The organism is Neobittarella massiliensis (ex Bilen et al. 2018) (assembly GCF_014269355.1).
GTDB classification, from domain to species: domain Bacteria; phylum Bacillota; class Clostridia; order Oscillospirales; family Ruminococcaceae; genus Neobittarella; species Neobittarella massiliensis.
The window spans coordinates 1,398,842-1,418,482 of record NZ_JACOGI010000001.1; the positions used below are offsets into that span (position 1 = coordinate 1,398,842).

Below are 19,641 nucleotides of genomic sequence, written 5' to 3' on the forward strand. Positions count from 1 at the left end.
CTTCCCCCTATAACCGTGGCGCATAGATCACAGCGCTCACAAAATAGCGTATATCGTCCATACAGTGGTCATTGGTCTTGATGGGCTTATCCTCGCCTCGCTGGGCCGCCTTGTCGTCCCAAGCGTAGGTATAAAACTCCTTGCGGCTGTGCTGGCAGCAGCCGCATATTTTGACCTTGTCACCTGAAAGCGCGGTTGCAACCCTCGTTATGCCCTTGATAACATCGTTGTTGGCCTTACGCACCCTGTACGGCGTGCGCTGCCGTATAGCCGCGATAAGCGGCGCTGCTGACGGGTCCACTATGACCTGCGTTATCGGTAAGTCTCCCGCAAAAGCCATCAAATCATCCGCGTACTGTTCCGGTGTCTTTTGTCTTTGTTTATCCCTGCCGCTGTAGTAGTACTCTTTGATGCGATACCAGACGCCCTCACAGAGGCCCCACAGGCCGAACGTGGTCGGGTTGTAGGTACCAAAATCGCAGCTGATGTAGTACTTGCTGTATTCGCGCGGCTCGTCCGGCACGACGTGTACCGCCTCGTCAAAGCAGTCGTATATGAGGCCCTCGGCTACCGCCCACTCGCCCAGGATATAGCGCCGGTAAAATACGCCGGTGTACTGGCGTGCAAACCGCTGACGGATATGCTCAGACAGAGACAGATTGTCATCCATGGTAAAGTGTAGGTGCAACACGTGCTTGTCAGCGGCCTTGTCTATCCACTCAGTTTTAAACCAGTGATAAGGTCCCCCGGGGTTGCAGTTAAACCACCACTTAGATCCATCCACCGAGCAGCGGGCGGTGGCCTGGTTGACAAAGCTCTCCGGCATGAGGGCCACCTCGTCAAAGTAGGCCCCCGCCAGGGTAATACCCTGTATCAGGTCTTGGCTGCGCTCGTCCTTGCCGCCAAACAGATAGTAGTAGTTGCTGGTCTGGCCGTTGGAGATCAGTATCAGGTTATCCGCCCGCCTGTCCTCTACCCGATAGCCGTGTTTGGGTAGTATCTCCTTGAGCGTCGGCAACACGTTGCGCCGAAAGCTGCCTATGGTCTTACCGCACATGGCAAAGTTTTGGCCGTCAAATCGCGTCATCGACCAAAAAACAAAAGACAGGCTCATAGGGAGGGTCTTGCCCGCCCTGATGGACCCGTCCGCGATAATGCCGTCATAGTCTCTGACTGGCGAGCCATCTGTCCACCAGTTGAGTAGTTGCCGCTGCTTGCGTGAAAACGGGGCGAACTTAAACACAGCTACTCACCCCAGTCATCGGCAGCTGCCCCGGCCAATGCGTCCACAAGCCCGTCGTTCTCCTGCTCTACCGGTTTGCCGTACTTGCCTTTGAGCTCAAAGAACAGCCGTATCGCCTGCGTATCTCCGCCACAGCACTTGCGCACCAGTGCTTTCCAGACGCTGGAGAGCTCGCTGTCTGTAAACTTATCGATCAACTCGTTGAGGTAAGTCCTAAACGCCTGTCTATCCATCCAGCGGTAAAAGGTGGTGCGCGAAATGTCGATCGTTTTACACAGATCAGTCACTGTACCGGTGAAATCCGGATTGGCCAACATCTCCGCCGCCTGCCGCTGTTTGGGGCTTAAGCCCGATTTGTCCTGTTTTGCCACGCACCACCCTCCTTTCTTCTACCCCGATCCCATCCCTCTGCCGTATATGCGTATCGCGTGCGGCAGCACACCCGTAAAACAAAAGAGCCTACACGAAATGTGTAAGCTCTCAATATATTGTCCTCCACTGGGCCACATCGTTGAGAGGTGTGGGAGGTCCTGTTTAATACTCTGCGTCTCGGCGGTCCGCCTATGGTGCGGTGTCTACTACGCAGGATAACTTTACTGCAGTCCGCTTTCGCGCACTACTTTACATTACTATTTTACATTAGCTTCACCTTATCATTCTATATCATGTAGAGCGGCTTTCTGCAAACGACATACTTGCGGGACACTATATTTCATCTCTTCGGCTGTCTCCTCAATTGTCAGCCCCTCTATGTACCGCAGCCGTAGCACCTGCCTGTGTCTGCTGTCTGGTAGCTTATTGATCTCGCGCTCTAGGCTGTCTGCTAGGTCCAGCAGTTGATCTCTGCGGATTGATCTCTCTGATAATTTGTGAGATATCTCTAGGCTGTACCTGCGTGCCTCAGTAGCCGTCAGGTCTATCCCTGATACAGTTACACACCCCTCAGTGTACGGATACTCCCGAGCAGACGCTTTGACTACATCAGTCGCATGAGGCATGGCATCACGCAGTCGCTCTATCTCCGCTGTAAGCTGTGATATCTCTCTGCGCAGGTGTGGCAGCTGAGCCAGTTGAGCTGCTATATCAGGCATTGAGCACCTCCTTGACCAGTCGCCCATAATTGGGATTGTCCCTCGTGATCTCGACTATCTCCGCCATCGTGCCAGGGTATCGAGTATCATTTTTACGCATTACAACCCTCTTCTTTTTCGGATTTTTGCATCCATAGTAGTGCGAGTTGCACCGCTTACTACAAAATTTTCTGTGGCCTGCTGGCAACTCTTTTCCGCAATTTATGCATTTGCGTTGTTCTGGCCTATTGCTTTTGTAGTACCCATTCCAGTATCTGGACTTACATATTGCGCTACAAAATCTCTTTTGATCTCCAAAAAGTGCGGCCCCGCAGTGTGCGCACATTCTGCCGTTCGGTTCTCTATCCATTTGGCACCTCCTCTATCATCTTGGCGCCGCAGTTGGGGCAGTAGTTAAACACGCCGTGCGGCATACCATAGTTTTCGCCACACTTAGAGCAGTAGCGTGTTATTCCAAGCAGATACGGCTTTTCAATCCACCGCCCACGCGGTCGCAGGTCTTCGGGGTCGATGGTGGGAGCCTCATCAATGCACTGTTTCAGCCAATCTCTATCCTGCGCTCCGTCGCAAATATCCACCTTTTCCCACTCCGTATAGTAGCGGTCAACGGCGGCGTCTGCGTCAATCAGCCTCATGGTATGCCTCCTAGTCGTCTTTGGGATGGCTTATTTCATAGCCGCACTGTGGGCAAAAATCATAGTACTTATCTGCCTCATATTGACAGTGCGAACAGCTTAGGTAGTATGTGCCATCCTCTTTTTGGCCTAAAATCCAATAAGCAATGGGGCGGATCATATCAGGTTCGATGGTCGGGGATGACTTCACTTCTGCCATTGCTTTATGCCAAAACTGAACGCGATCCCAGTCTTCTAGTTTTCTGCTTTTTATAGCGCACCCACTTAAGCGGTGCACGAGCCCGTCTGCGTCAATCAGCCTCATGGTCTGTTCTCCTTTTTCCTGCACAGCAAAATGGGTCATCTATTCGTGCTATTTTAAAGGTATCTTCTGTTAAACAGTTGTTGTGTATTACGCACTCCCGACACCGCACAATTGGCGGGGCTTGGCGGGTGTTCCAGATGGAGAGTAGCCTTCTTGCCACATTAACATCTGTGTCGCCATTGTTGTATGAGTGCCGCAAAAAACCACACCAGTGTGTCTTGCAACTGATAATTGATTTATAGCCCTTTTTCACAACGTCTATCTCCGCTTTGGCACCGCAAAACGGGCACGGCAGCACAATCCCCTGTCTGGTGCACTCCTCCTGTGCCTCTCGGTCGCCTAGCAGGGCGCGGCGTACTAGGTCAGTCATGTTTTTCTCCTTTTTTGGTTTTGTGTGCGGCAATGGCCGCATCTGTGCACAAACGTAACAATACCCCAAGCAATACGCAGCCCAATATGCGCAGGACGTCAGTCATGGGCGGGGTCCTCCTCCATTGGCTCGTTCCAGCAGTCTTCACAATCAGCGTTATCTATACAACTTCCCCCATAAATGGTTTTACGGCACGCCGCCGGTGTCCCATAGTTGTCTTTCGGCGCTTTCGGATACTTCTCGAAAAAATCCTGTGCATACTTCTTTTGCGGGTGCTTTGCTTCCCACTGTCTAACAATTTCTTCAGCTTTTTCTGGGTCTTTCATTTCAAAATCTCCACAAAAGCAGCCTAACCCGTTCTTCATCTGGCCAAGAGCGCAATCAGAGCATCTCATATCACAATAGCTCTCTTCTAAATTGTAGTTAACCATCCTGCGCTTGATTTTCATGTATTCCTGAAATTCCATCATTGTACCTCCATAATCCAAATCTGCTTGTCCTGCACGCCCCACTCCAGGGCCTCTCCATGCGTCTCAACCGCCATATCTATGCGCCGCCCCTGTATCGCTCCGCCAGTGTCCTGTGCCTGTCGCCAGCCTACACCATCTATGTACAGCCAGCTGCCCAGCGGGATCACATCGGGGTCTACCGCTACCGTAAGTCCAGCCTGTACCGGTGTGCCTGTGTATGTATAGGCATTGCCTCCGCATATGTGCGGGTACTGCTCGGTACAGTAGGCCACCACCTCAAATTGGCCTATCGGCTGTAGCATGGCCAGCGCAGCGGACACGATCAGGGCGGACAGGTTAGCGAGCACCGTCTTGCCTCTGCCACTCTCTTGCTACCCGGCGGTAGGCCTTTAGTTCCTCTAAGGCGGCCACTGTCTCTTTCTCGACGCGCTGCTCAGTAGCGTTTCCCGTAGCCGCACTAGCAGCCTCCCGTATACTGTGTATCTGGATAAGTTCTTGCAAATTCATCCTGAGATGCCTCCCACTCTCGGTATATCTCCATCCAGTCCTCTAGCTCCATGGTAACCAGCCAGTTGCGGTTATTTCGCCGGTGCATGACCGCAGGTATCTCCGCAGGGCGGCTATCGCTGTGCGCCTGCTGCACGGCACCGTACAGGTCCAGCCGCTCCACGCGCTTACACTCGATATGTATCCCAGGCAGCCCCACCACGTCGGCGTCTCCGTTTGTGCCTGCATACTGCTGTCCGCGGCGGCAGTCGTAACCGTACTCGCGCAGCTTACCGGCCAGTTCCCGCTCTCCGCGCTTGCCCTTATCTCTACTGGCTTTACCCATGTTCATCGCCTCGACTTATCAGCGGTAACGGCCTGATATCGTTGTCCAGATCCATAGCGTTAAAGCTGGCCTGGTCTCTCTTTGTGGGCAACTTGACACCCTCCCACCGCCGCTCACGCAGGTACTTGGCTGGATTGGGGATATATTTGCCATTTTCCTGCTGCCAGTCCTTGCTCTGGCACTGTCTCTCAACAGTAGCGACGATCTTGCTGCACAAGGCAGTATCAGGCGATAACGCGGTCCATTCTCGCATTGCCTCTGGTTTTCCGTACTGCTTGGGATATACGGTCCAAAATTGTTCAAAGCCCTCTTTTGGGGTGTTCTCGCGCGTGCGCGCGTTGGATTCTGATTCGGATTGGATTGGATTCGGATTGGATTGGATTACGGGGGCATTTGCTTGCACTTGCACGCGATTGCTTGCAGATGTTTTCACACCACTTTCAGGCGACGGATATTTGCTCTTTTTTGCGCGTATGCTCTGGTGCCGCTCCCAAGTTACCAGTTGCAGGTACGGCCTACCATCATACTCGTACATGGTTACCAAGCCTACAGTCGATAGCTTATTAAGAGCCTCCGTTATACTGCGCTCTGTCACATTACTTTTCAGGGGAAATAATCTGCTTTTTACAATTGCCGCTCGTCCATCCATCCGACCATAGTCATCACAATTTACCAGCAGGCGGTAAAAGACCACCTCTTCAAACCAGCTCAACTCATCCAAGGTATCACTGGTGCACACGCTTTCTTTGATGATACGGTTCGGCATATCTCATCACCCCACATCCGAATATGCTTGCAATAGTCGATCAAGGATATCTGTACGATTCAGATATTTATCGTACTTTGACGACTTCTGCCCCATAGACATCTGTTTCTGTTTTACGTTTTTAGCTGGGATTATATAGACAGCCTTATTTCCATGTGGATCCTCAGAGATTGCTAAATACACATCACAAGTCGGATATATCTTTTCTAGCCTAAATGAATAAAAGGCGAACCCCTCCTTAGTCTTATATAAATGGGAGTATTTCACGTCGGCTTTGATGGTTCCATTTATCAGTAAATCGTATGGATGTCTTGTGGTCATCCTTTCCACCTTATATCCCCTATGGGTTAACCACTGTGCTGCATATGCTTCTCCAAATTTGCCTGTTTCTGTATCGCTCTTTTTCATTTCTAGTCCTAACTTTTTTGCCCATCCATAATAGCCATACGTTTTAGCCACTTTATTTGATAACGCATAGTCACCACAGTATTTGTCAATTTCGGATCGGGTCGGCATCCGGTCAATTCCTAATGCTAAAACACATTCCTGCAATTTCTCCCCTATAAGCTCCTCACTCCATCGAGCTCTTCTGATATTTTTCACAGTATCTCCTCATTAGCTAAAAGGCAGGTCATTATCCATGTCCATCTCCAAAAAATCGGCTGCGTTGCCCGCAGAAAAGATCATGGCAGATGCTGATACTGGTGCACCGGATACGTCAGCCGACTTCTTCTCACAGAAGTGCACGCCGTCTGCCACGATCTCAAATGCAGTACGGTTGTTGCCGCTCTTGTCGGTGTATTTGCGGGTCTGTAGAGATCCATCGGCGATCATCATCTGGCCTTTGCGGAAGTACCGACAGATAAACTCTGCTGTGCCCCGCCAGGCCACTACCGGGATAAAGTCGGTCTGCCGCTCCTGCCCCTTGGGGGCATAAGAACGATCACAGGCCAGCGTGACCGTTACCACCGGTACCCCTGCCGGTGTCTGTCTCATCTCGGGGTCGGCAGTAAGCCGCCCCTGTATTGCCACGATATTCAGCATGTCATGTCCTCCTATAGGTAATTCCGCCCGAACTCCCGGCGGAAATCGTCTACCGTCTTATTCTGCTCTGCCATCCATTTGCGCTGCCCGTACTCGTGTAGGCGTTGCGCCGTCTCTGCATCTTGATGTACGGAGTGCGGACCAAATATGTGGCAGCTATGGTGGCACAGCTTGACGGTAAGACCGTATCTTTCGCTCTTCTTGCGATAAGGGCCACCGAAAATGTGGTGCGTATCCAGTGGATCACTATATCCGTTCTTGCCACATAAGAAGCATTTATCCATGTGTACCACCCCACTCTGACATCATCCGAGCCAGCTCCTCTGGTGTCTCGGTCTGGATGCCCAGAGCCTTTGCCTCGGCTACGATATAGTCCAGTAGTACGGACATCTCGCGGGTGTCGTACCCGCTGGACCCGTGATATACGACCACTCGATGATATCCGGGCAGCTTAGGGCTCTCGCCATCGTCTACAGCTTGGCATCCTATCCCGCCAGCCTCCCAGTGTCGGATAAAGGTGGATACAGCGTCAGCGCGGATAGGGACCATATCAAACTGTCCCACGTCTTTTACCGCCCGCTGGTATACCTCCTCTTTGGTCATACCGTGTACTGCCTCGGCAATGCGCTGGCACAGTACCCACATGTAGGCGTTGGCGTCTTTAGATCGCCCCTTGCGCTTGATGTGCGCGACATATTGCTTACTTGGGGTGAGCTTGTCCACGATCTCTCGGGCCAGCACCGGGCTGTTGATATGTAACGCCATCCAGTGGCCATCACTGTCCTGCTGCCAGCGGGCCCGGTCAAACTCAATTTGCACCGCGGTCCTCCTTTGCTTTGAGGGTCTTGTAGCAAGCAATACACATCCCGCCGCAGGAGGTATACACCTCTTTAGCAGTGACTGTTCTGCCGTCTTTTTTCACGTCCTTGACCTCTTTGCCGCAAATCGGACACAATATCGGTGAGGTACTGCGCATGTCGGCAAAAATGTCGCCAAATACGTAGACCGACCGGCGGAGCTTTGTATTTTCGATGTTGAGAGCGACGATCTTGCTGTTCTCCACCCGCATATAGGTGCATGTAAACCTGTCGTAGGTAGTTGGCTTACCGTTTTTCTGTACTGCATTATAGTTGGGCTTGCCGTCTTTCCCTACCGCTGGTACATAGATAAACGGTGCTGTGTAAAGTTCTCGGCCAATGCCCCAGTTAAAGCCCGCCCGTTTAAAGCTGTCGCTGGCAAGCCCTTTCTCTTTTTCGGTGTAACTCTCGGTGCCGGTGTCTTCTTTGCCCACCCAGCGCTCTTTTTCATCGTCCCAAATGCTGATCACGCAGTTAGCGTTGTCTCTGCTGTGGGTGCGCTGCCAGTTCATAGGGCCGACGGTCTCATCCAGTATGTTCATGTCGCACCGGGCGTCTTTGTACAGGAGCAAAGACAGCCCTTTTTCGCTGATAGTAGATACACGGCACTCGACCTCATCGGCCCGCAGTGCCCGAAAACTTAACCCCTCCATGTCTCTCCCTCCTAACACAAGGGCCGCTGTATCGCGCGGTCCATGTTGTGCATCCAGGTGGCAAAGCCGTCCAGATCGCCTTGTATGTACTCCTCCAGCATCTCCGAGCCGTTGTAGCTGCCTACGATCAGATCACCTTGGTAGTGCTCGGTCAGATAGGCTATGTAGTGCGGCCAGTCCTGCTTGATATAGTCAACCTTGTCCAGCCAGCAGGCGTCTTGATACACTGCCCGGTCGCAGCAGGTAGAGCAGTACAGCACACCGCCGATCTCGCGGTCAGCCATATCACCGCAAACGGAGCAAAGCGGTGGGTCGTATGTGCTGCCTGAGTTAGGACAGCGCGGGTCACACGGTGTATGCCAACAGAAATCACACATGGATATTTCTCCCTTAGCATTAAAAATAAAAAAATTTTATACCGAACAAAAATCTACATATCGTGGTAATTTCTAACCGAAAGTAGCTGTTTTAAAATATACAAAAAGTATAAAACGAAACGTAAATAACTATATCCAATGTTGTTTTGCAGTCCATTATTGCACTTTATGCACTTTTGGTCTCCTATGGTCAAAATCCAGAAACACCACAATATATAGTGTTATAAAATATAACACAGCCATATATATGCGATTATAGAGTTGACATTTTTTATTCTATGAGATAAAATCTGTTCATCAAATCGATTTGAAATCGCAACGAAGGAGGTGTCGTCTTGGTAAAGAAATTACGTATACGATCGTCTTCTAAGATTGTTGGCCGCAGTCTCAGAATACGGACTTCCGTCTCGAACGGTTCTTCCACCAAAACAAAGACTAAGTACATCAGATTCAAGTAGGTCACTAACATTACTGCCGGTTAATTGCGGAAGAGTTCCTCCACAGTAATATCCGGGAAAAATTTCTTCTGAAGAATAAAGGCTTCGTCTAACCAGAAACGGTATTCGCCATTTAGCTTTCGCAAGAATTGCGCCACGGAGACATCAAGCTGTTCGGCGATATCCTTTTTGAAAAGCCCCTTCTCCCAGATAAGCCTTTCTAGGACAGGATATTTTCTCTGTGACATGTGGTTCACTCCTTTCGTGTTGTTATAGCTGGCAGCCCGTCTATTCAGGAGGAAAACAAATGAAAAACACGAAACAGACCAGCCGTCGTGCCGCCACTGCGGCATCTAAGGTCCTTCGGGACAAGCGCACTGGAAAAGCCAGCAAAACTGCCGCAGGTAGCGCTCTTTCACAAACGAAACCGAAGAAAAAGTAGTCTTTAAAGAGCAGGGGTCGCCCTGCTCTTTTTGCTTGAATTTCTCATTAAAGCCCTTATATGCTTTCAACTTGACAACCTCCCTCGACGTGGTATACTTGGGGTGTGGATTTTTGTACTGCGTCTGTCTCGGCGGCAACCGAGGCGGGCGCGCTTTTTTGTTTGCGGGCATCTTCGTTGTAGAGTTCAGCCAACTTCTCTATCGCAAACTGGTTGTAAGATGGATAACCATTGCGATGCAGCACCTCGTGTAGCTTTTCGCGGCTTCCGATAATATCCATGGGCACACAGGCTGTCGGCTTATACACGGTTTCGGGCGTCTGTCTTGCCCTGCTCCTATCTCCGTATGTATTTACGATTTTCAGCCCGTGTGGACCATAAAACTGGCTTACCGGGAAGTTACATATCTTGCTCAAATCTTCTGCCAGGGGCGGTGTAGGGAGCAGCTTGCATTGCTCGATCTTGCTCAGCGCCGGTTGGTTCATCCAGCGGTAGCCTCTACGCCATAGCTCGATCACTACGTCCGACTGCCTGAGCCCCTGCTGTTTGCGGGCATCACTTAGTTGCATGGGCTTGCCTCCTTATCTCTTACATGATTTCAGTCACGTCTACCCCCAACGCCCGAGCCAATTTGCCAACAGTTTTTAGTGACAATTTTTTACCCTGAACGGCGTTGCACACGGTGGACACTGCTAGCCCTGACTTCTGAGAGACCTCTCCGATGGTCATGCATGACTGTGCGATTAGTATCTTAACTTTGCTAATAGCCTCATTACTGTTTTGCATGGGTATGCCTCCTTATCTTTTGGTGTAGAGCCGCATGGTGCGCGAACATATCTGTTTGCGCCATGTGCTCGCGCATCCGGGCGGCTATCTGGTCATCGCAGGCTTGCCGATAATCCTTGTAAGCTGCACATATCGAGTGGCAGTTTGGCTGGCGATACGCGCAGTCCTTGCACGGTGCGTCCATCAGTATCACTCCTTATTGTCTTGACGGGTCAGGGCCTTGTACCAGATCGCGGTTACTATCCCGGCTGTGCAGCACAGTCCTGCAATCAGGGCTTGTCCAGTGGTTACACTACCGGCGCTGCACATAGCTACGGAGAGCAGCAAGCCGATACTGCCGGCGACTATGGCAATGTTATGTATCATAGAGTCGCCTCCCTGCCATAATGGCGAGCAAGCTGTATGCACCTTTCGGCCATGATGATAAACTGCTCATTTGGTGATAAACTGTCGTCTATGGGAGCGGGGGTCGACTCCGCCTCTCCGTTTGGCGGAAAGTACAGGTGCAGCTCATTATGTGGGACTCCTAGATAATCGAGCACCTTATACTGCTCTTTTGTGCTCCAGTCGATCGTGCCCTGCATACGGTTATTTACCGATGATTCACACAGCTGCAGCTCGTAGCTCAGCTCCTTACGGGTTATCCCCTGTCTCCTCATTTCTTTTTGTAGTAGGGTATACTTTTTACCTTTCACCTTTTAAGCCTCCGTTTCGTTTCTCGCGGGCACAGTTGGGGCCGCTGGTAGTTTCCCGACGAGTTCTACCCTTTGTTAGAGATTTTAGACCACTTTAAAAGTGACTTCGTGGCCTGGGTTCTCTTTGATTAAACACTCTTTCATCTCTGCTACTGTCATGTTATTATCAAGTGCTGCCTGGATTACCTCCACTAGCTTTTTGCCATCGAGATAGGCCCAAATATATCTGCGTTTATTTCTACGGATCATTGTCTTTCTCCCTTCTCTGCTCGCCATTTGGCGGGCTTTTTACTTTGCCTTTTTCGCAAGATGCTGTATAATTGTGGAAAAAGGGGTTGATCATTGTGGTGGAGCAGGTAATTGCAGTGATTGGTAGTATACTGTCATCTGCTGTTGGAATTATTTCTGTGTGTATAGCAGTAGCGACGTTACGGCAAAATTCAAAACTGATAGAGGAAAGCACGAGGCCATATATTGTCATATTTTTTGAGTTTACCAACGCAGCCACAGCGGTTAATTACTTAGTCGTGAAAAACTTTGGCCAAACAGGAGCAACTATAGACCACATCGACTATTCTTTTGATTCTCTCGGTGACGAAGCCAAGGATTTGTTAATCCCACAAATCAGCAGCATTGAGGGAGTGTTTTTAGCTCCTAGTCAAAAAATCCCTTTGCCATTCCATGTTTCTAGTTCCGGGGAAATCAAAGGCCCCATTCATTTTTCTATTGCCTATCATTCATCTTCAAGGTCATATCACGAAGAGATCAACACGCGGATAGCAGAGCAGTTTAAAGCTCGGTCTACTCGTAAGATCAATGGTAACGCGGATCATCTTCGCGACATTTCTTACACCATGCAGGAAATTACAGAGCGTTTGATTTAATAATTGCTAAAGATCCTATTTTCTCACGACACATGTCCAAGACGTACATTGCGTAGTCTAGGGAGTTGCCATCTAGTATCTGGCATATGTCCTTTACAGTTTCTTCTGCAACTTTTTCGTCAATCAGATTTCCGTTCACAAATACACCTTGTTGCATCTTTACCTCCCGCCCGCCGTTAGGCGGGCTTTTTCTTGCCTGTGAAGTTGGTTTATGCTATCCTTTGGACGTATCGGGAGTTGCAGCTCCAGACAGTTTTTTAAGCTCTATAGGGGTGGGCGTATGGATAAGCTGTGCAAAGCAATACTTGAAAAATTTTCAGAAACAGCAATAAATAGTACAAGTGAATTTATATGTGCTTATTTGCCTGATTTCAAAAACGATTGCTCGACTGATGCTAAAACAGTTGCTGCATCGTTAGGTGTCAGTATGTCATATACAGTTGATGCTATAGACTATCTAGTAGTAGATGGCTATCTGGAACGTCTATATGTCGACAAAAGCGACGGTGAAAAAATCGTAATTGGAGTAAAGCTTACTCATAAAGGTAAACACTATAAATATTTCGAGAGACAAAAAGTCAAAGCTTATATTGCTAAAAAATGGATAGATTTCTTTGCTCTTATCCTATCTGTGGGAGCACTTGCTATTTCTATCACCGCACTACTACTAGAACACTAACCGCAACCGTGATAAGCGTTAACCATATGAAAAATGCTTTTATAACCAGTTGGCATTTTTCTACTGCCTCTACGTTTTTGAAGTACAAATTGCGCACTCGTTGGTTTGATGCTATCTCAACACCATCAATGGAAATGGTATCTGGCTGTGGTGTGGTCATTACTTCTGCGAGGTCAATCTTAAATTTAATTTTATGTTTCATGGCTACTCCTTTCTCCCGCCATCAGGCGGGCTTTTTACTATCCGGTTTATCGGACAGTGTCTGTGTTATTATCTAGCTGTAGGATACGATTGATGCTGGCGACGATACCCGGGGTGGCTAGTTCGCCGCGTAAAATGCGATGTAGATAGCCACTATCAAAGTACTTTCCCGTGTCTTTCGATACTTCGGCGATGAGCCATTCTTGTGTTTGTTCAATATCGACAAGGCGCTTTTTGATTTCTTTGCCGAATTCACAAGTTTTTGCCATTCAGTAAAAACCTCCTTTACACGTATTGACTATTACGGAAAACAGCAATATACTAAAATCACAAAAACAAATTACTAAATTCCGTTGGCCTGTGCTTAGTATATTGCTGAATTCAGTTAAAGTCAAGATAAAATTACTAAATTTAGCAAATATGGCATTGAGCCCAAAATGGAGGTCTTCACTTTGGGAGAGATATACAAACGCATAGAAGATTTGTGCAAGAGCTCAAAGATAAATATTACTGTCATGTGTAAAGAGGCTGGCGTGCCCCGCTCCGCGCTTTCAGATTACAAGGCAGGAAGAATTAAGACCCTATCCGCTGATAAACTTTCAAAAATAGCAGCCTATTTCAACGTGTCGGTGGATTATCTCTTAGGTAACACAGATCAAAAAGAAAAAGCCCCCGCAAAAGCGGAGGCCGATGATGTTACGTTTGATGATTTCACCTATGCCATGTATCATGAAAGCCGCGAGCTAGACAATGAGGATAAACAGGCATTGTTAAATATGGCAAGGCTTTTAAAGAAAAAGATAAAGGAAAAGGAATAGTGTCCGGGAGGGGCAACTATGAGGAGGCTTGTAGAGCTATATACCTCTGCATATGCGGATGGGGCTCTATTTTTCAACAGATTTAACCTACCAAAAGATTTAAAATCGATGACCTTAGAAATGGACAAAAATTATGGCATCTTTGTTGATGAGTGTAAAATTGAGTCATCTACAGAAGAGCTTGAGATCATAGCACATGAGTGCGGCCACTTTTATACTGGCGCTACACACCGAGTTGGGAGTCCTTTTGACCTAATCGAAAGGCATGAGGTACGAGCAGATCGATGGGCTATCGAACGTCTAGTGCCTAAAGAGAATTTCGATATTGCTATTAGATCTGGTGAAGTAGCACCGTGGGAACTCGCTGAACTATTTAATGTGTCACAGCCATTTATGGAGAAAGCCATCAGCTATTACCATATGCTAGATTTGATGGAAAAAGAGAAAGGCCAGCCAACAGCTGCATCCGTTGACTGGCCCGAGGAGATGTAAGTAGCGTTAACCACCTACAAGTCTACTATACTCTTATTTTCAATATAAAGATATAGATCGTGCAAAATAAAACCCGCCCCTTACACAAAGGCAAGAGGCGGGCACGTCGAAATTTGGTAGGTTACAGGAAGAATAAACCTACATCCGTATTATACCACTCAAATTCTATACACGCAATGTGTACTAATGCACAAAATAACCTGTCTCATGTTGGCGCATAAGACAGGTCTGTAAAGGGTAGATAATCAGCAAGACCATCTACCCTCTTATAATAGCATAATTTTATAGGAGGTACAATTATGTCTACACGCAAAAATGATGCGCAGTGGATGGAAAAGCAGCAGCGCTGGCAGATCAAGGTACAAAAGGACGGCCAGCGCCGTACTTTTTATAGCTCTAACCCCAGCCGCCGCGGCAAGGTGGAAGCAGAGCGCAAAGCAGACCATTGGCTTGAAGTTGGCAGCTGTGACGAAAATATTCGGTTTGGGTCTTTATGGAGCGACTTTCTCGCAGAAGTGCAGTTAACCACTAGCCTATCTAATTACAAATCTCATGAGCTATATGGGCGTAAATGGCTGCTCCCCAGGCTTACTAAAAAACGAGTGGCTGCGATCACTTTACAAGATTGGCAAAACTGCCTCCTAGATGCTTATGTAAGTGGGCTGGCCAAAAAGACCATTAAGAATATAAGGGGATCTATAACTGCTTTTTATCGCTATGCTTTTAAACGAGGGGTGCCCATCGTCCGTCCTGAATTTTTGGACATCCCCAAAGATGCTCCGGTAAAACCTAAAAAGATCCTACAACCCCAAGATATCAAAACACTATTTTCATGTGACACTGTGCGTGTACATAATCAAGAGGTAGAAGCATTCTATATTCATGCCTGGCGCTTTCTTACTGTCACCGCATTACGTAGAGGTGAGTTGTGTGGGCTATGCAGCAGTGATCTGGACAACAACATATTATGCGTAAGTCGGTCTATAAACAGATTTGGTGAGGTCACTGGCGGTAAGAATCAAAATGCGGAAAGGTCTTTTGTTCTGTCCCAAATTGCTTTAAGGATCTTGGATGACCAGTCTGCCATGCTGAAACGCCTACATATTATCTCCCCTTACCTCTTCCCTGCTGAAGACGGTACAAGACTGAACCCTAATACGCTGTATGATCGCTGGGATACATACCGTAAACAATACGGGATAGAGACTACTCTACACGGTTTGCGGCATACGTTTATCTCTGTAGTAAAATCGGACATGCCCGGAGAGCTCGTAAAGCTGATAGCGGGACACAGTACCAGCATGGACACCTTCGGCATATATGGGCATGAACTAGACGGCGATGCAGCAAGAGCAGCAGGTATGGTAGACGATGTTTTTCGCCGCCTGATAAAATAGTTTTTTAAAAAGTGGGTTATAAAGTGGGTTATTGACAAAAACAAGGACCGCATGGATGGCTTATCCATGCGGTCCTTGTTGGTGCCGCTGACCGGACTTGAACCGGTACGCTGTTGCCAGCGAGGGATTTTAAGTCCCTTGTGTCTGCCGATTCCACCACAGCGGCACATAGAAACGACTTTATTATAATACAATACCGGGCGGTGGGTGTCAAGATAAAAGTGGCTGTTTCACCGGTGATCGAGCACCGTATACGCCAGCCGGTATATGACTTTTTCCCCGGTGGGTGTTATACTGAAAGCTCAGGTATGACCGCTTATTTATAGGAGGCCTTCCCATGAAGAAAAAGCCGCTGCTCATTGCTCTTGTCGCTGCCACAGTACTGCTGCTCGCCGGCATCGTTACTTTTATTGTGCTACTGAGACCACAAAAGGTACCGGTCATCGAGGCCGGCGATACTTCCTACAATCTCGGGCGCTACGACCTGCAGAAAGAGGGGCTTGCCGGCCTTGAAAAGATACTGAGGGCAACGAAGGGTTTGCCGCCACAGTACAATATGTCGTACTTTAATGCCGAGCTGGACCGCAGAGGCCTGGTGCAATCGTTCACGCTGTCGCTCGACACCTACGATGAGAGCGGTACCTACTACGGCGGGGTGAGCTATCTGTACCGCGACAAGACCATCACCTATACCGAGACCACCTCTGCCAAATTGGGTCAACAGCTGGCATTTTTCTACGACCAAAACGCGACTTTAAGCTACCTAGACGGACTACTTAAACAGATCCCTATCAAAAAACAGATCGCCGTCAGCGGACTATCCCGCTACTTTGTCAGTTACCGCCCACACACAGTGGTGCGGCAGGGGAACCCTATTTTTGACCTGCGTGCGGGAGACGCTCCCCAGGTGCTGGGTCCGCAAGACTACGCCGACGGAAAAGGTGGCGTGAGTGACGGCAAGACCAGCGTTGTGATCACTCTGTACGACGGCAGCAGTATGGTCTCTGGGCAGCTGTTTCAGTATGTATTTGCGCCGGCCGACGCCGATACCGCTTTGGGCGACCGGACCAGTCATATGCAGTGTGACTACATGATCACCGGCGGGCAGCTGCGCTTTTCTTACGACTATGGCTCCACCTGGGTACCAGCCCCCATTACCGAGCAAGAGCTAAAAGAGACGATGGATTTTTATCAGGACCGTTTGGCTCTGCCCTCTACCAGCCTGTTCATGCCGGTAGATCCGGCGCTGCCTACCGCCTATTTCTGGGGCAAAACGCCGGTGCTGACGATCTCTACCGGTCAGGGCGGCAGCTGGCAAAATGTACAGCTGCCCCTGTCGGACAGCTTTGAGCGGTCTGTCAACAAACGGGCAGTGGGGTTTGTCTCCTCCAGCTTTGGCTGGGCCGCGCTGGGGACCGACTGGTCGATGGGCGGCGGTGAACACAAGGCCTGTTATTTTACCCGTGACGGCGGCCAGAGCTGGGAGGAAAAGGCGCTGCCCATGCAGGGCTCCAGCCGCTACTTGCGGGACATGGCTATGGCTACCGAGCAGGTGGGAGCTGTTGCCCTGGACGCCGGCAACGACGTGTACTACCCGCTGCTGTTCGTCACCGATGACACCGGCGACAGCTGGGCTCAGATCGAGCTGCCCTACGACCAGATTCCGGCCGAAAAGGTGCAGTACCTCACCGATATAGACAGTTTCCAATATGCCGGCGGCCAGTACACGCTGGTGTTGGGTCAAGGCGATGCCGCCAATGCCAAGGTTACCTTTACTTCTACTGATCTGCATGGCGGCTGGAAACTTCAGGGTTGGGGCCGGGCTGCTATCCACACGGTGGGATGATCGGTACTGGCAGGGGCACTACCGGCCCTCGACGAACCAGTTGCCCTCCAGATCGTCGTGGTATAAATACCGCTCTCGGCCCAGTACCCGCACCGTATAGCGTATGCCGGCGCCCCCCACCTGCTGGGCCACGGCGCGCTCTACCTGCAAAATGCGGTCTATCTGGTACACGGTGCCGTCTTCCCACTCCAGCGACAGCGGGGTGATGCGCCCCTTTTCATCGATGTGTACCACCACCGGCACGACTACTTTGCGCACAGCTCTCAACCTCCTAAAAAGCCCACCGGATAGATGATGTGGTCTCGCTGCGGATCTACTGCCGCCAGAGCCGGATCGGTGAGCATGATGCCCCGGCGCACAGCGAAATTTCCGTACTTGGCGCGGATCCCATCCAGCGCGCGCTCCAGATCGGTCTGGCGCTGGGCGCGCTGGATCTCGCCGTAAAGCGACAGCTGTGGCGGCGTTTGCAGGGCCAGATTGCAGGCCTTTACCCCCAGTCCCCGCGCCGGACGGCCCGGCAGCCGGTGGCGGCAAAATAGCCGGTGCGCGGCATCGAACAGCGTCTGCGAATCCTGACAAGGCTCTTTTAGCGTCGTCTGGCGCTGATAGCTCCACAGGTCGCAGTCGCGAATGGTGAGCTGCACGGTGCGGGCGGTGAGGTGCTGCGCCCGCAGACGGGCAGCTACGCTGTCGCACAGTGCATACAGTGTGATGCGGGCGTCGCGGTCGGTGACCAGATCGCGCGGGGCGGTGGTGCTGTTGCCGATACTCTTGACCGGCAGCGAGATGTGGGCCGGCCGCACCTGTGAGCGGTCGCACCCGTTGGCCCAGCCCCATAAAAGAACGCCCACCTTGCCCAGCTTTTGCTGCACCAGTGCCGGCGGTTGGGCGGCCAGCTGACCGATGGTGTGTATGCCCATACGCGCCAGCTTGCTTTCGGTGGCGTGGCCCACGTAGATCAGGTCCTGCACGGGCAGGGGCCACACCCGCTCCCGCCAGCAGTTGGGCGGCAGCACGGTGGTGGCGTCGGGCTTTTTTAAATCGCTGCCCAGTTTGGCAAATACCCGATTAAAAGATACCCCCACCGATATGGTGACGCCCAGCTCTTTTTTTACCCGCTGGCGCAGCTGGGCGGCGATCTGGCTGCCGCGGCCAAACAGGCGGGCGCTGCCGGTCACATCCAGCCAGCACTCGTCCAGGCCGTAGGGCTCGACGAGATCGGTATAGTCTAAATAGATCTGCCGCACCAGCTGTGAATAGTGCAGATAGCGGCCATAATCGGGCGGTACGAACACGATCTCGGGGCATTTTTGCCGGGCCAGCCACAGTGGGTCACCAGTCTGCACATCACAGGCGCGGGCCTCGTAGGACTTGGCCAGCACGATGCCGTGCCGCAGCTGGGCGTCGCCGGCCACCGCCACCGGCTTGCCCCGCAGCTGGGGGCGATATACGCACTCCACCGAGGCGTAAAAGTTATTGAGATCGGCGTGTAAGATGGTCCTTTCCATAGTCATTACCGGCGTATACAGCGCCAAAAATAAACATTTGTTCTTTTTTCTGTGTTTTTATTGTATACCGCTCCCCCGCCGATATCTACAGGGAAATACCACCAGCTGCTGTGTGCGACAGTCTAGGGCCGGTTTGATAGACCGGCCGTGGGCGGGGCAAACTGACTGTACCAGTTCTATAAAAAGCAAAGGAGGACGACGTTATGTGCGGCCGATACACGCTGTTTACCGATACCGACAGCCGCGAGATCATGCGCATTATTCAGGAGGTGAGCAGGCGCCACCCCGAAAGAGAGGTAAAGACCGGTGAGATCTTCCCCACCAATGCGGCGCCGGTGCTCCTGCGGCAGGGAGCGCATATTCAGGCGGATGTTTTTGGCTGGGGCTTTCCCAAATTTGGCGGCTCGGCGGGCGTGATCATCAACGCCCGCAGTGAGACCGCGCAGGACAAGCCCATGTTTCGCAACAGCTTGCTGTTTCGCCGCTGCGTGGTGCCCAGTACCGGCTTTTACGAGTGGTCGCAGGACAGAGCCCACCAGAAGTACCTGTTCACCCGCCCCGGCGACAGCGCGCTCTATATGGCGGGGCTCTATAACGTGTTTGACGGGCAGCCGCGGTACGTTATTCTCACCCGCGCCGCCAACAGCTGGATGCGGGATATCCACCACCGCATGCCGGTGATCCTGCCGCCAGATCAGCTGGAGAGCTGGTGCAGCGCACCGGTCGAGCAGGCCGCCAAGCTGCTGCAATGCGCCCCTGAGCTGGCGCGGCAGGCGGTGTGATCTCTCCAGCTCAGCTTGTGTTTTAAAAAGGG

31 protein-coding genes and 1 tRNA gene are annotated in these 19,641 nt (G+C 50.8%); 8 read left to right on the top strand and 24 right to left on the bottom strand.

The genetic code is table 11. The annotated features are described in order from the left end of the window. Positions 1-7: 7 nt before the first annotated feature. The 16 genes from H8K20_RS06415 to H8K20_RS06490 all read right to left on the bottom strand — a co-directional run bounded on the left by H8K20_RS06415 (position 8) and on the right by H8K20_RS06490 (position 9,327). Positions 8-1,243 carry a PBSX family phage terminase large subunit gene (locus H8K20_RS06415; RefSeq protein WP_186487827.1) on the bottom strand — a complete coding sequence of 412 codons (1,236 nt, stop codon included), beginning with the start codon at positions 1,241-1,243 and terminating at the stop codon, positions 8-10. Between the two features lie 2 nt (positions 1,244-1,245). After that, on the bottom strand, positions 1,246-1,614 hold the full coding sequence (locus H8K20_RS06420) for a phBC6A51 family helix-turn-helix protein (RefSeq protein WP_186487828.1): 369 nt from the start codon (positions 1,612-1,614) through the stop codon (positions 1,246-1,248). A 282-nt stretch (positions 1,615-1,896) separates the two neighbouring features. Continuing rightward, complete coding sequence (locus H8K20_RS14300) at positions 1,897-2,361, bottom strand: sigma factor-like helix-turn-helix DNA-binding protein (protein ID WP_407938494.1); 465 nt, start codon at positions 2,359-2,361, stop codon at positions 1,897-1,899. Positions 2,362-2,675: 314 nt separating this feature from the next. After that, positions 2,676-2,969: a hypothetical protein gene (locus H8K20_RS06430; RefSeq protein WP_186487830.1), complete on the bottom strand. Its 294-nt coding sequence runs from the start codon at positions 2,967-2,969 to the stop codon at positions 2,676-2,678. Positions 2,970-2,979: 10 nt separating this feature from the next. Next, the gene (locus H8K20_RS06435) at positions 2,980-3,273 is read right to left on the bottom strand and encodes a hypothetical protein (RefSeq protein WP_186487831.1); all 294 of its coding nucleotides are present in this window, start codon (positions 3,271-3,273) and stop codon (positions 2,980-2,982) included. Next, the gene (locus tag H8K20_RS14305) at positions 3,260-3,685 is read right to left on the bottom strand and encodes a Lar family restriction alleviation protein (protein ID WP_407938506.1); all 426 of its coding nucleotides are present in this window, start codon (positions 3,683-3,685) and stop codon (positions 3,260-3,262) included. Before H8K20_RS14305 ends, H8K20_RS06435 begins: the two co-directional genes overlap by 14 nt. A gap of 56 nt (positions 3,686-3,741) precedes the next feature. Beyond that, positions 3,742-4,110, bottom strand: coding sequence for a hypothetical protein (locus H8K20_RS06445; protein ID WP_186487833.1), 369 nt, complete (start codon positions 4,108-4,110; stop codon positions 3,742-3,744). Further along, positions 4,110-4,460: a 3D domain-containing protein gene (locus tag H8K20_RS06450; RefSeq protein ID WP_341480825.1), complete on the bottom strand. Its 351-nt coding sequence runs from the start codon at positions 4,458-4,460 to the stop codon at positions 4,110-4,112. The genes H8K20_RS06445 and H8K20_RS06450 overlap by 1 nt, the downstream gene beginning before the upstream one ends. A gap of 110 nt (positions 4,461-4,570) precedes the next feature. Then, on the bottom strand, positions 4,571-4,945 hold the full coding sequence (locus tag H8K20_RS06455) for a putative PDDEXK endonuclease (protein ID WP_186487834.1): 375 nt from the start codon (positions 4,943-4,945) through the stop codon (positions 4,571-4,573). Continuing rightward, complete coding sequence (locus H8K20_RS06460; protein ID WP_186487835.1) at positions 4,938-5,711, bottom strand: hypothetical protein; 774 nt, start codon at positions 5,709-5,711, stop codon at positions 4,938-4,940. The genes H8K20_RS06455 and H8K20_RS06460 overlap by 8 nt, the downstream gene beginning before the upstream one ends. 6 nt (positions 5,712-5,717) lie before the next feature. Next, on the bottom strand, positions 5,718-6,314 hold the full coding sequence (locus tag H8K20_RS06465) for a hypothetical protein (RefSeq protein ID WP_186487836.1): 597 nt from the start codon (positions 6,312-6,314) through the stop codon (positions 5,718-5,720). 12 nt (positions 6,315-6,326) lie between these two features. Beyond that, positions 6,327-6,755, bottom strand: a complete 429-nt coding sequence (locus tag H8K20_RS06470) for a single-stranded DNA-binding protein (protein ID WP_186487837.1) — start codon at positions 6,753-6,755, stop codon at positions 6,327-6,329. A gap of 276 nt (positions 6,756-7,031) precedes the next feature. Next, positions 7,032-7,574, bottom strand: coding sequence for a hypothetical protein (locus tag H8K20_RS06475; protein WP_186487838.1), 543 nt, complete (start codon positions 7,572-7,574; stop codon positions 7,032-7,034). Continuing rightward, positions 7,564-8,265 carry a hypothetical protein gene (locus tag H8K20_RS13800; RefSeq protein ID WP_243206186.1) on the bottom strand — a complete coding sequence of 234 codons (702 nt, stop codon included), beginning with the start codon at positions 8,263-8,265 and terminating at the stop codon, positions 7,564-7,566. The genes H8K20_RS06475 and H8K20_RS13800 overlap by 11 nt, the downstream gene beginning before the upstream one ends. A gap of 11 nt (positions 8,266-8,276) precedes the next feature. Beyond that, positions 8,277-8,549, bottom strand: a complete 273-nt coding sequence (locus tag H8K20_RS06485) for a hypothetical protein (RefSeq protein ID WP_186487839.1) — start codon at positions 8,547-8,549, stop codon at positions 8,277-8,279. A 571-nt stretch (positions 8,550-9,120) separates the two neighbouring features. After that, positions 9,121-9,327: an XRE family transcriptional regulator gene (locus H8K20_RS06490; RefSeq protein ID WP_186487840.1), complete on the bottom strand. Its 207-nt coding sequence runs from the start codon at positions 9,325-9,327 to the stop codon at positions 9,121-9,123. 59 nt (positions 9,328-9,386) lie between these two features. Here H8K20_RS06490 and H8K20_RS14035 point away from each other — a divergent pair, with 59 nt between their 5' ends. Further along, on the top strand, positions 9,387-9,521 hold the full coding sequence (locus H8K20_RS14035) for a hypothetical protein (RefSeq protein WP_279287427.1): 135 nt from the start codon (positions 9,387-9,389) through the stop codon (positions 9,519-9,521). 56 nt (positions 9,522-9,577) lie between these two features. Here the strand turns inward: H8K20_RS14035 and H8K20_RS06495 are convergent, their stop codons facing one another. The 3 genes from H8K20_RS06495 to H8K20_RS06505 form a co-directional block, all read right to left on the bottom strand. Further along, positions 9,578-10,090: a hypothetical protein gene (locus H8K20_RS06495; RefSeq protein WP_186487841.1), complete on the bottom strand. Its 513-nt coding sequence runs from the start codon at positions 10,088-10,090 to the stop codon at positions 9,578-9,580. A 19-nt stretch (positions 10,091-10,109) separates the two neighbouring features. Then, on the bottom strand, positions 10,110-10,307 hold the full coding sequence (locus H8K20_RS14310; RefSeq protein ID WP_186487842.1) for a helix-turn-helix domain-containing protein: 198 nt from the start codon (positions 10,305-10,307) through the stop codon (positions 10,110-10,112). Positions 10,308-10,669: 362 nt separating this feature from the next. Further along, positions 10,670-11,002, bottom strand: a complete 333-nt coding sequence (locus H8K20_RS06505) for a helix-turn-helix domain-containing protein (protein ID WP_186487843.1) — start codon at positions 11,000-11,002, stop codon at positions 10,670-10,672. A gap of 344 nt (positions 11,003-11,346) precedes the next feature. Between H8K20_RS06505 and H8K20_RS06510 the strand changes: the two genes are divergently transcribed. Together H8K20_RS06510 and H8K20_RS06515 are read left to right on the top strand one after the other, a co-directional pair. Then, complete coding sequence (locus H8K20_RS06510) at positions 11,347-11,886, top strand: hypothetical protein (RefSeq protein WP_186487844.1); 540 nt, start codon at positions 11,347-11,349, stop codon at positions 11,884-11,886. A gap of 280 nt (positions 11,887-12,166) precedes the next feature. Beyond that, positions 12,167-12,565 carry a hypothetical protein gene (locus H8K20_RS06515; protein WP_186487845.1) on the top strand — a complete coding sequence of 133 codons (399 nt, stop codon included), beginning with the start codon at positions 12,167-12,169 and terminating at the stop codon, positions 12,563-12,565. Here H8K20_RS06515 and H8K20_RS06520 read toward each other — a convergent pair. Beyond that, positions 12,540-12,767: a hypothetical protein gene (locus H8K20_RS06520; RefSeq protein WP_186487846.1), complete on the bottom strand. Its 228-nt coding sequence runs from the start codon at positions 12,765-12,767 to the stop codon at positions 12,540-12,542. The genes H8K20_RS06515 and H8K20_RS06520 overlap by 26 nt on opposite strands. 46 nt (positions 12,768-12,813) lie before the next feature. Then, entirely contained in the window at positions 12,814-13,035 is a 222-nt protein-coding gene (locus H8K20_RS06525; RefSeq protein ID WP_186487847.1) for an XRE family transcriptional regulator, read from the bottom strand. A gap of 183 nt (positions 13,036-13,218) precedes the next feature. Between H8K20_RS06525 and H8K20_RS06530 the strand changes: the two genes are divergently transcribed. From H8K20_RS06530 to H8K20_RS06540, 3 genes are all read left to right on the top strand, one after another. Continuing rightward, positions 13,219-13,584, top strand: coding sequence for a helix-turn-helix domain-containing protein (locus H8K20_RS06530; RefSeq protein ID WP_186487848.1), 366 nt, complete (start codon positions 13,219-13,221; stop codon positions 13,582-13,584). 18 nt (positions 13,585-13,602) lie between these two features. Further along, on the top strand, positions 13,603-14,076 hold the full coding sequence (locus H8K20_RS06535; RefSeq protein WP_186487849.1) for an ImmA/IrrE family metallo-endopeptidase: 474 nt from the start codon (positions 13,603-13,605) through the stop codon (positions 14,074-14,076). Positions 14,077-14,375: 299 nt separating this feature from the next. After that, on the top strand, positions 14,376-15,473 hold the full coding sequence (locus H8K20_RS06540) for a tyrosine-type recombinase/integrase (RefSeq protein WP_186487850.1): 1,098 nt from the start codon (positions 14,376-14,378) through the stop codon (positions 15,471-15,473). 79 nt (positions 15,474-15,552) lie between these two features. Here H8K20_RS06540 and H8K20_RS06545 read toward each other — a convergent pair. Next, positions 15,553-15,639: transfer RNA gene (locus H8K20_RS06545), tRNA-Leu, on the bottom strand. A 171-nt stretch (positions 15,640-15,810) separates the two neighbouring features. Here H8K20_RS06545 and H8K20_RS06550 point away from each other — a divergent pair. After that, positions 15,811-17,319, top strand: a complete 1,509-nt coding sequence (locus H8K20_RS06550) for a WD40/YVTN/BNR-like repeat-containing protein (RefSeq protein WP_186487851.1) — start codon at positions 15,811-15,813, stop codon at positions 17,317-17,319. 18 nt (positions 17,320-17,337) lie between these two features. On the opposite strand, the gene H8K20_RS06555 is transcribed toward H8K20_RS06550, so the two are convergent. Next, positions 17,338-17,577 carry a hypothetical protein gene (locus H8K20_RS06555; protein WP_105204164.1) on the bottom strand — a complete coding sequence of 80 codons (240 nt, stop codon included), beginning with the start codon at positions 17,575-17,577 and terminating at the stop codon, positions 17,338-17,340. 5 nt (positions 17,578-17,582) lie between these two features. Further along, positions 17,583-18,827 (bottom strand): DNA polymerase Y family protein, encoded by a 1,245-nt coding sequence (locus H8K20_RS06560; protein WP_186487852.1) that lies wholly within the window; start codon positions 18,825-18,827, stop codon positions 17,583-17,585. 203 nt (positions 18,828-19,030) lie between these two features. On the opposite strand from H8K20_RS06560, the gene H8K20_RS06565 reads away from it, so the two are divergent. Further along, positions 19,031-19,609 carry an SOS response-associated peptidase gene (locus tag H8K20_RS06565; RefSeq protein ID WP_105204162.1) on the top strand — a complete coding sequence of 193 codons (579 nt, stop codon included), beginning with the start codon at positions 19,031-19,033 and terminating at the stop codon, positions 19,607-19,609. Positions 19,610-19,641 lie beyond the last annotated feature (32 nt).

What these genes read in the sequence shown, in the direction of transcription:
- H8K20_RS14300 (WP_407938494.1), bottom strand. Translation starts at nt 2,361, where the DNA reads ATGGGCGACTGGTCAAGGAGGTGCTCAATGCCTGATATAGCAGCTCAA.
- H8K20_RS06430 (WP_186487830.1), bottom strand. Translation starts at nt 2,969, where the DNA reads ATGAGGCTGATTGACGCAGACGCCGCCGTTGACCGCTACTATACGGAG.
- H8K20_RS06435 (WP_186487831.1), bottom strand. Translation starts at nt 3,273, where the DNA reads ATGAGGCTGATTGACGCAGACGGGCTCGTGCACCGCTTAAGTGGGTGC.
- H8K20_RS14305 (WP_407938506.1), bottom strand. Translation starts at nt 3,685, where the DNA reads ATGCGGCCATTGCCGCACACAAAACCAAAAAAGGAGAAAAACATGACT.
- H8K20_RS06445 (WP_186487833.1), bottom strand. Translation starts at nt 4,110, where the DNA reads ATGGAATTTCAGGAATACATGAAAATCAAGCGCAGGATGGTTAACTAC.
- H8K20_RS06455 (WP_186487834.1), bottom strand. Translation starts at nt 4,945, where the DNA reads ATGGGTAAAGCCAGTAGAGATAAGGGCAAGCGCGGAGAGCGGGAACTG.
- H8K20_RS06460 (WP_186487835.1), bottom strand. Translation starts at nt 5,711, where the DNA reads ATGCCGAACCGTATCATCAAAGAAAGCGTGTGCACCAGTGATACCTTG.
- H8K20_RS06470 (WP_186487837.1), bottom strand. Translation starts at nt 6,755, where the DNA reads ATGCTGAATATCGTGGCAATACAGGGGCGGCTTACTGCCGACCCCGAG.
- H8K20_RS13800 (WP_243206186.1), bottom strand. Translation starts at nt 8,265, where the DNA reads ATGGAGGGGTTAAGTTTTCGGGCACTGCGGGCCGATGAGGTCGAGTGC.
- H8K20_RS06485 (WP_186487839.1), bottom strand. Translation starts at nt 8,549, where the DNA reads ATGGCTGACCGCGAGATCGGCGGTGTGCTGTACTGCTCTACCTGCTGC.
- H8K20_RS06490 (WP_186487840.1), bottom strand. Translation starts at nt 9,327, where the DNA reads ATGTCACAGAGAAAATATCCTGTCCTAGAAAGGCTTATCTGGGAGAAG.
- H8K20_RS14035 (WP_279287427.1), top strand. Translation starts at nt 9,387, where the DNA reads ATGAAAAACACGAAACAGACCAGCCGTCGTGCCGCCACTGCGGCATCT.
- H8K20_RS06495 (WP_186487841.1), bottom strand. Translation starts at nt 10,090, where the DNA reads ATGCAACTAAGTGATGCCCGCAAACAGCAGGGGCTCAGGCAGTCGGAC.
- H8K20_RS14310 (WP_186487842.1), bottom strand. Translation starts at nt 10,307, where the DNA reads ATGCAAAACAGTAATGAGGCTATTAGCAAAGTTAAGATACTAATCGCA.
- H8K20_RS06515 (WP_186487845.1), top strand. Translation starts at nt 12,167, where the DNA reads ATGGATAAGCTGTGCAAAGCAATACTTGAAAAATTTTCAGAAACAGCA.
- H8K20_RS06520 (WP_186487846.1), bottom strand. Translation starts at nt 12,767, where the DNA reads ATGAAACATAAAATTAAATTTAAGATTGACCTCGCAGAAGTAATGACC.
- H8K20_RS06525 (WP_186487847.1), bottom strand. Translation starts at nt 13,035, where the DNA reads ATGGCAAAAACTTGTGAATTCGGCAAAGAAATCAAAAAGCGCCTTGTC.
- H8K20_RS06535 (WP_186487849.1), top strand. Translation starts at nt 13,603, where the DNA reads ATGAGGAGGCTTGTAGAGCTATATACCTCTGCATATGCGGATGGGGCT.
- H8K20_RS06540 (WP_186487850.1), top strand. Translation starts at nt 14,376, where the DNA reads ATGTCTACACGCAAAAATGATGCGCAGTGGATGGAAAAGCAGCAGCGC.
- H8K20_RS06550 (WP_186487851.1), top strand. Translation starts at nt 15,811, where the DNA reads ATGAAGAAAAAGCCGCTGCTCATTGCTCTTGTCGCTGCCACAGTACTG.
- H8K20_RS06560 (WP_186487852.1), bottom strand. Translation starts at nt 18,827, where the DNA reads ATGGAAAGGACCATCTTACACGCCGATCTCAATAACTTTTACGCCTCG.
- H8K20_RS06565 (WP_105204162.1), top strand. Translation starts at nt 19,031, where the DNA reads ATGTGCGGCCGATACACGCTGTTTACCGATACCGACAGCCGCGAGATC.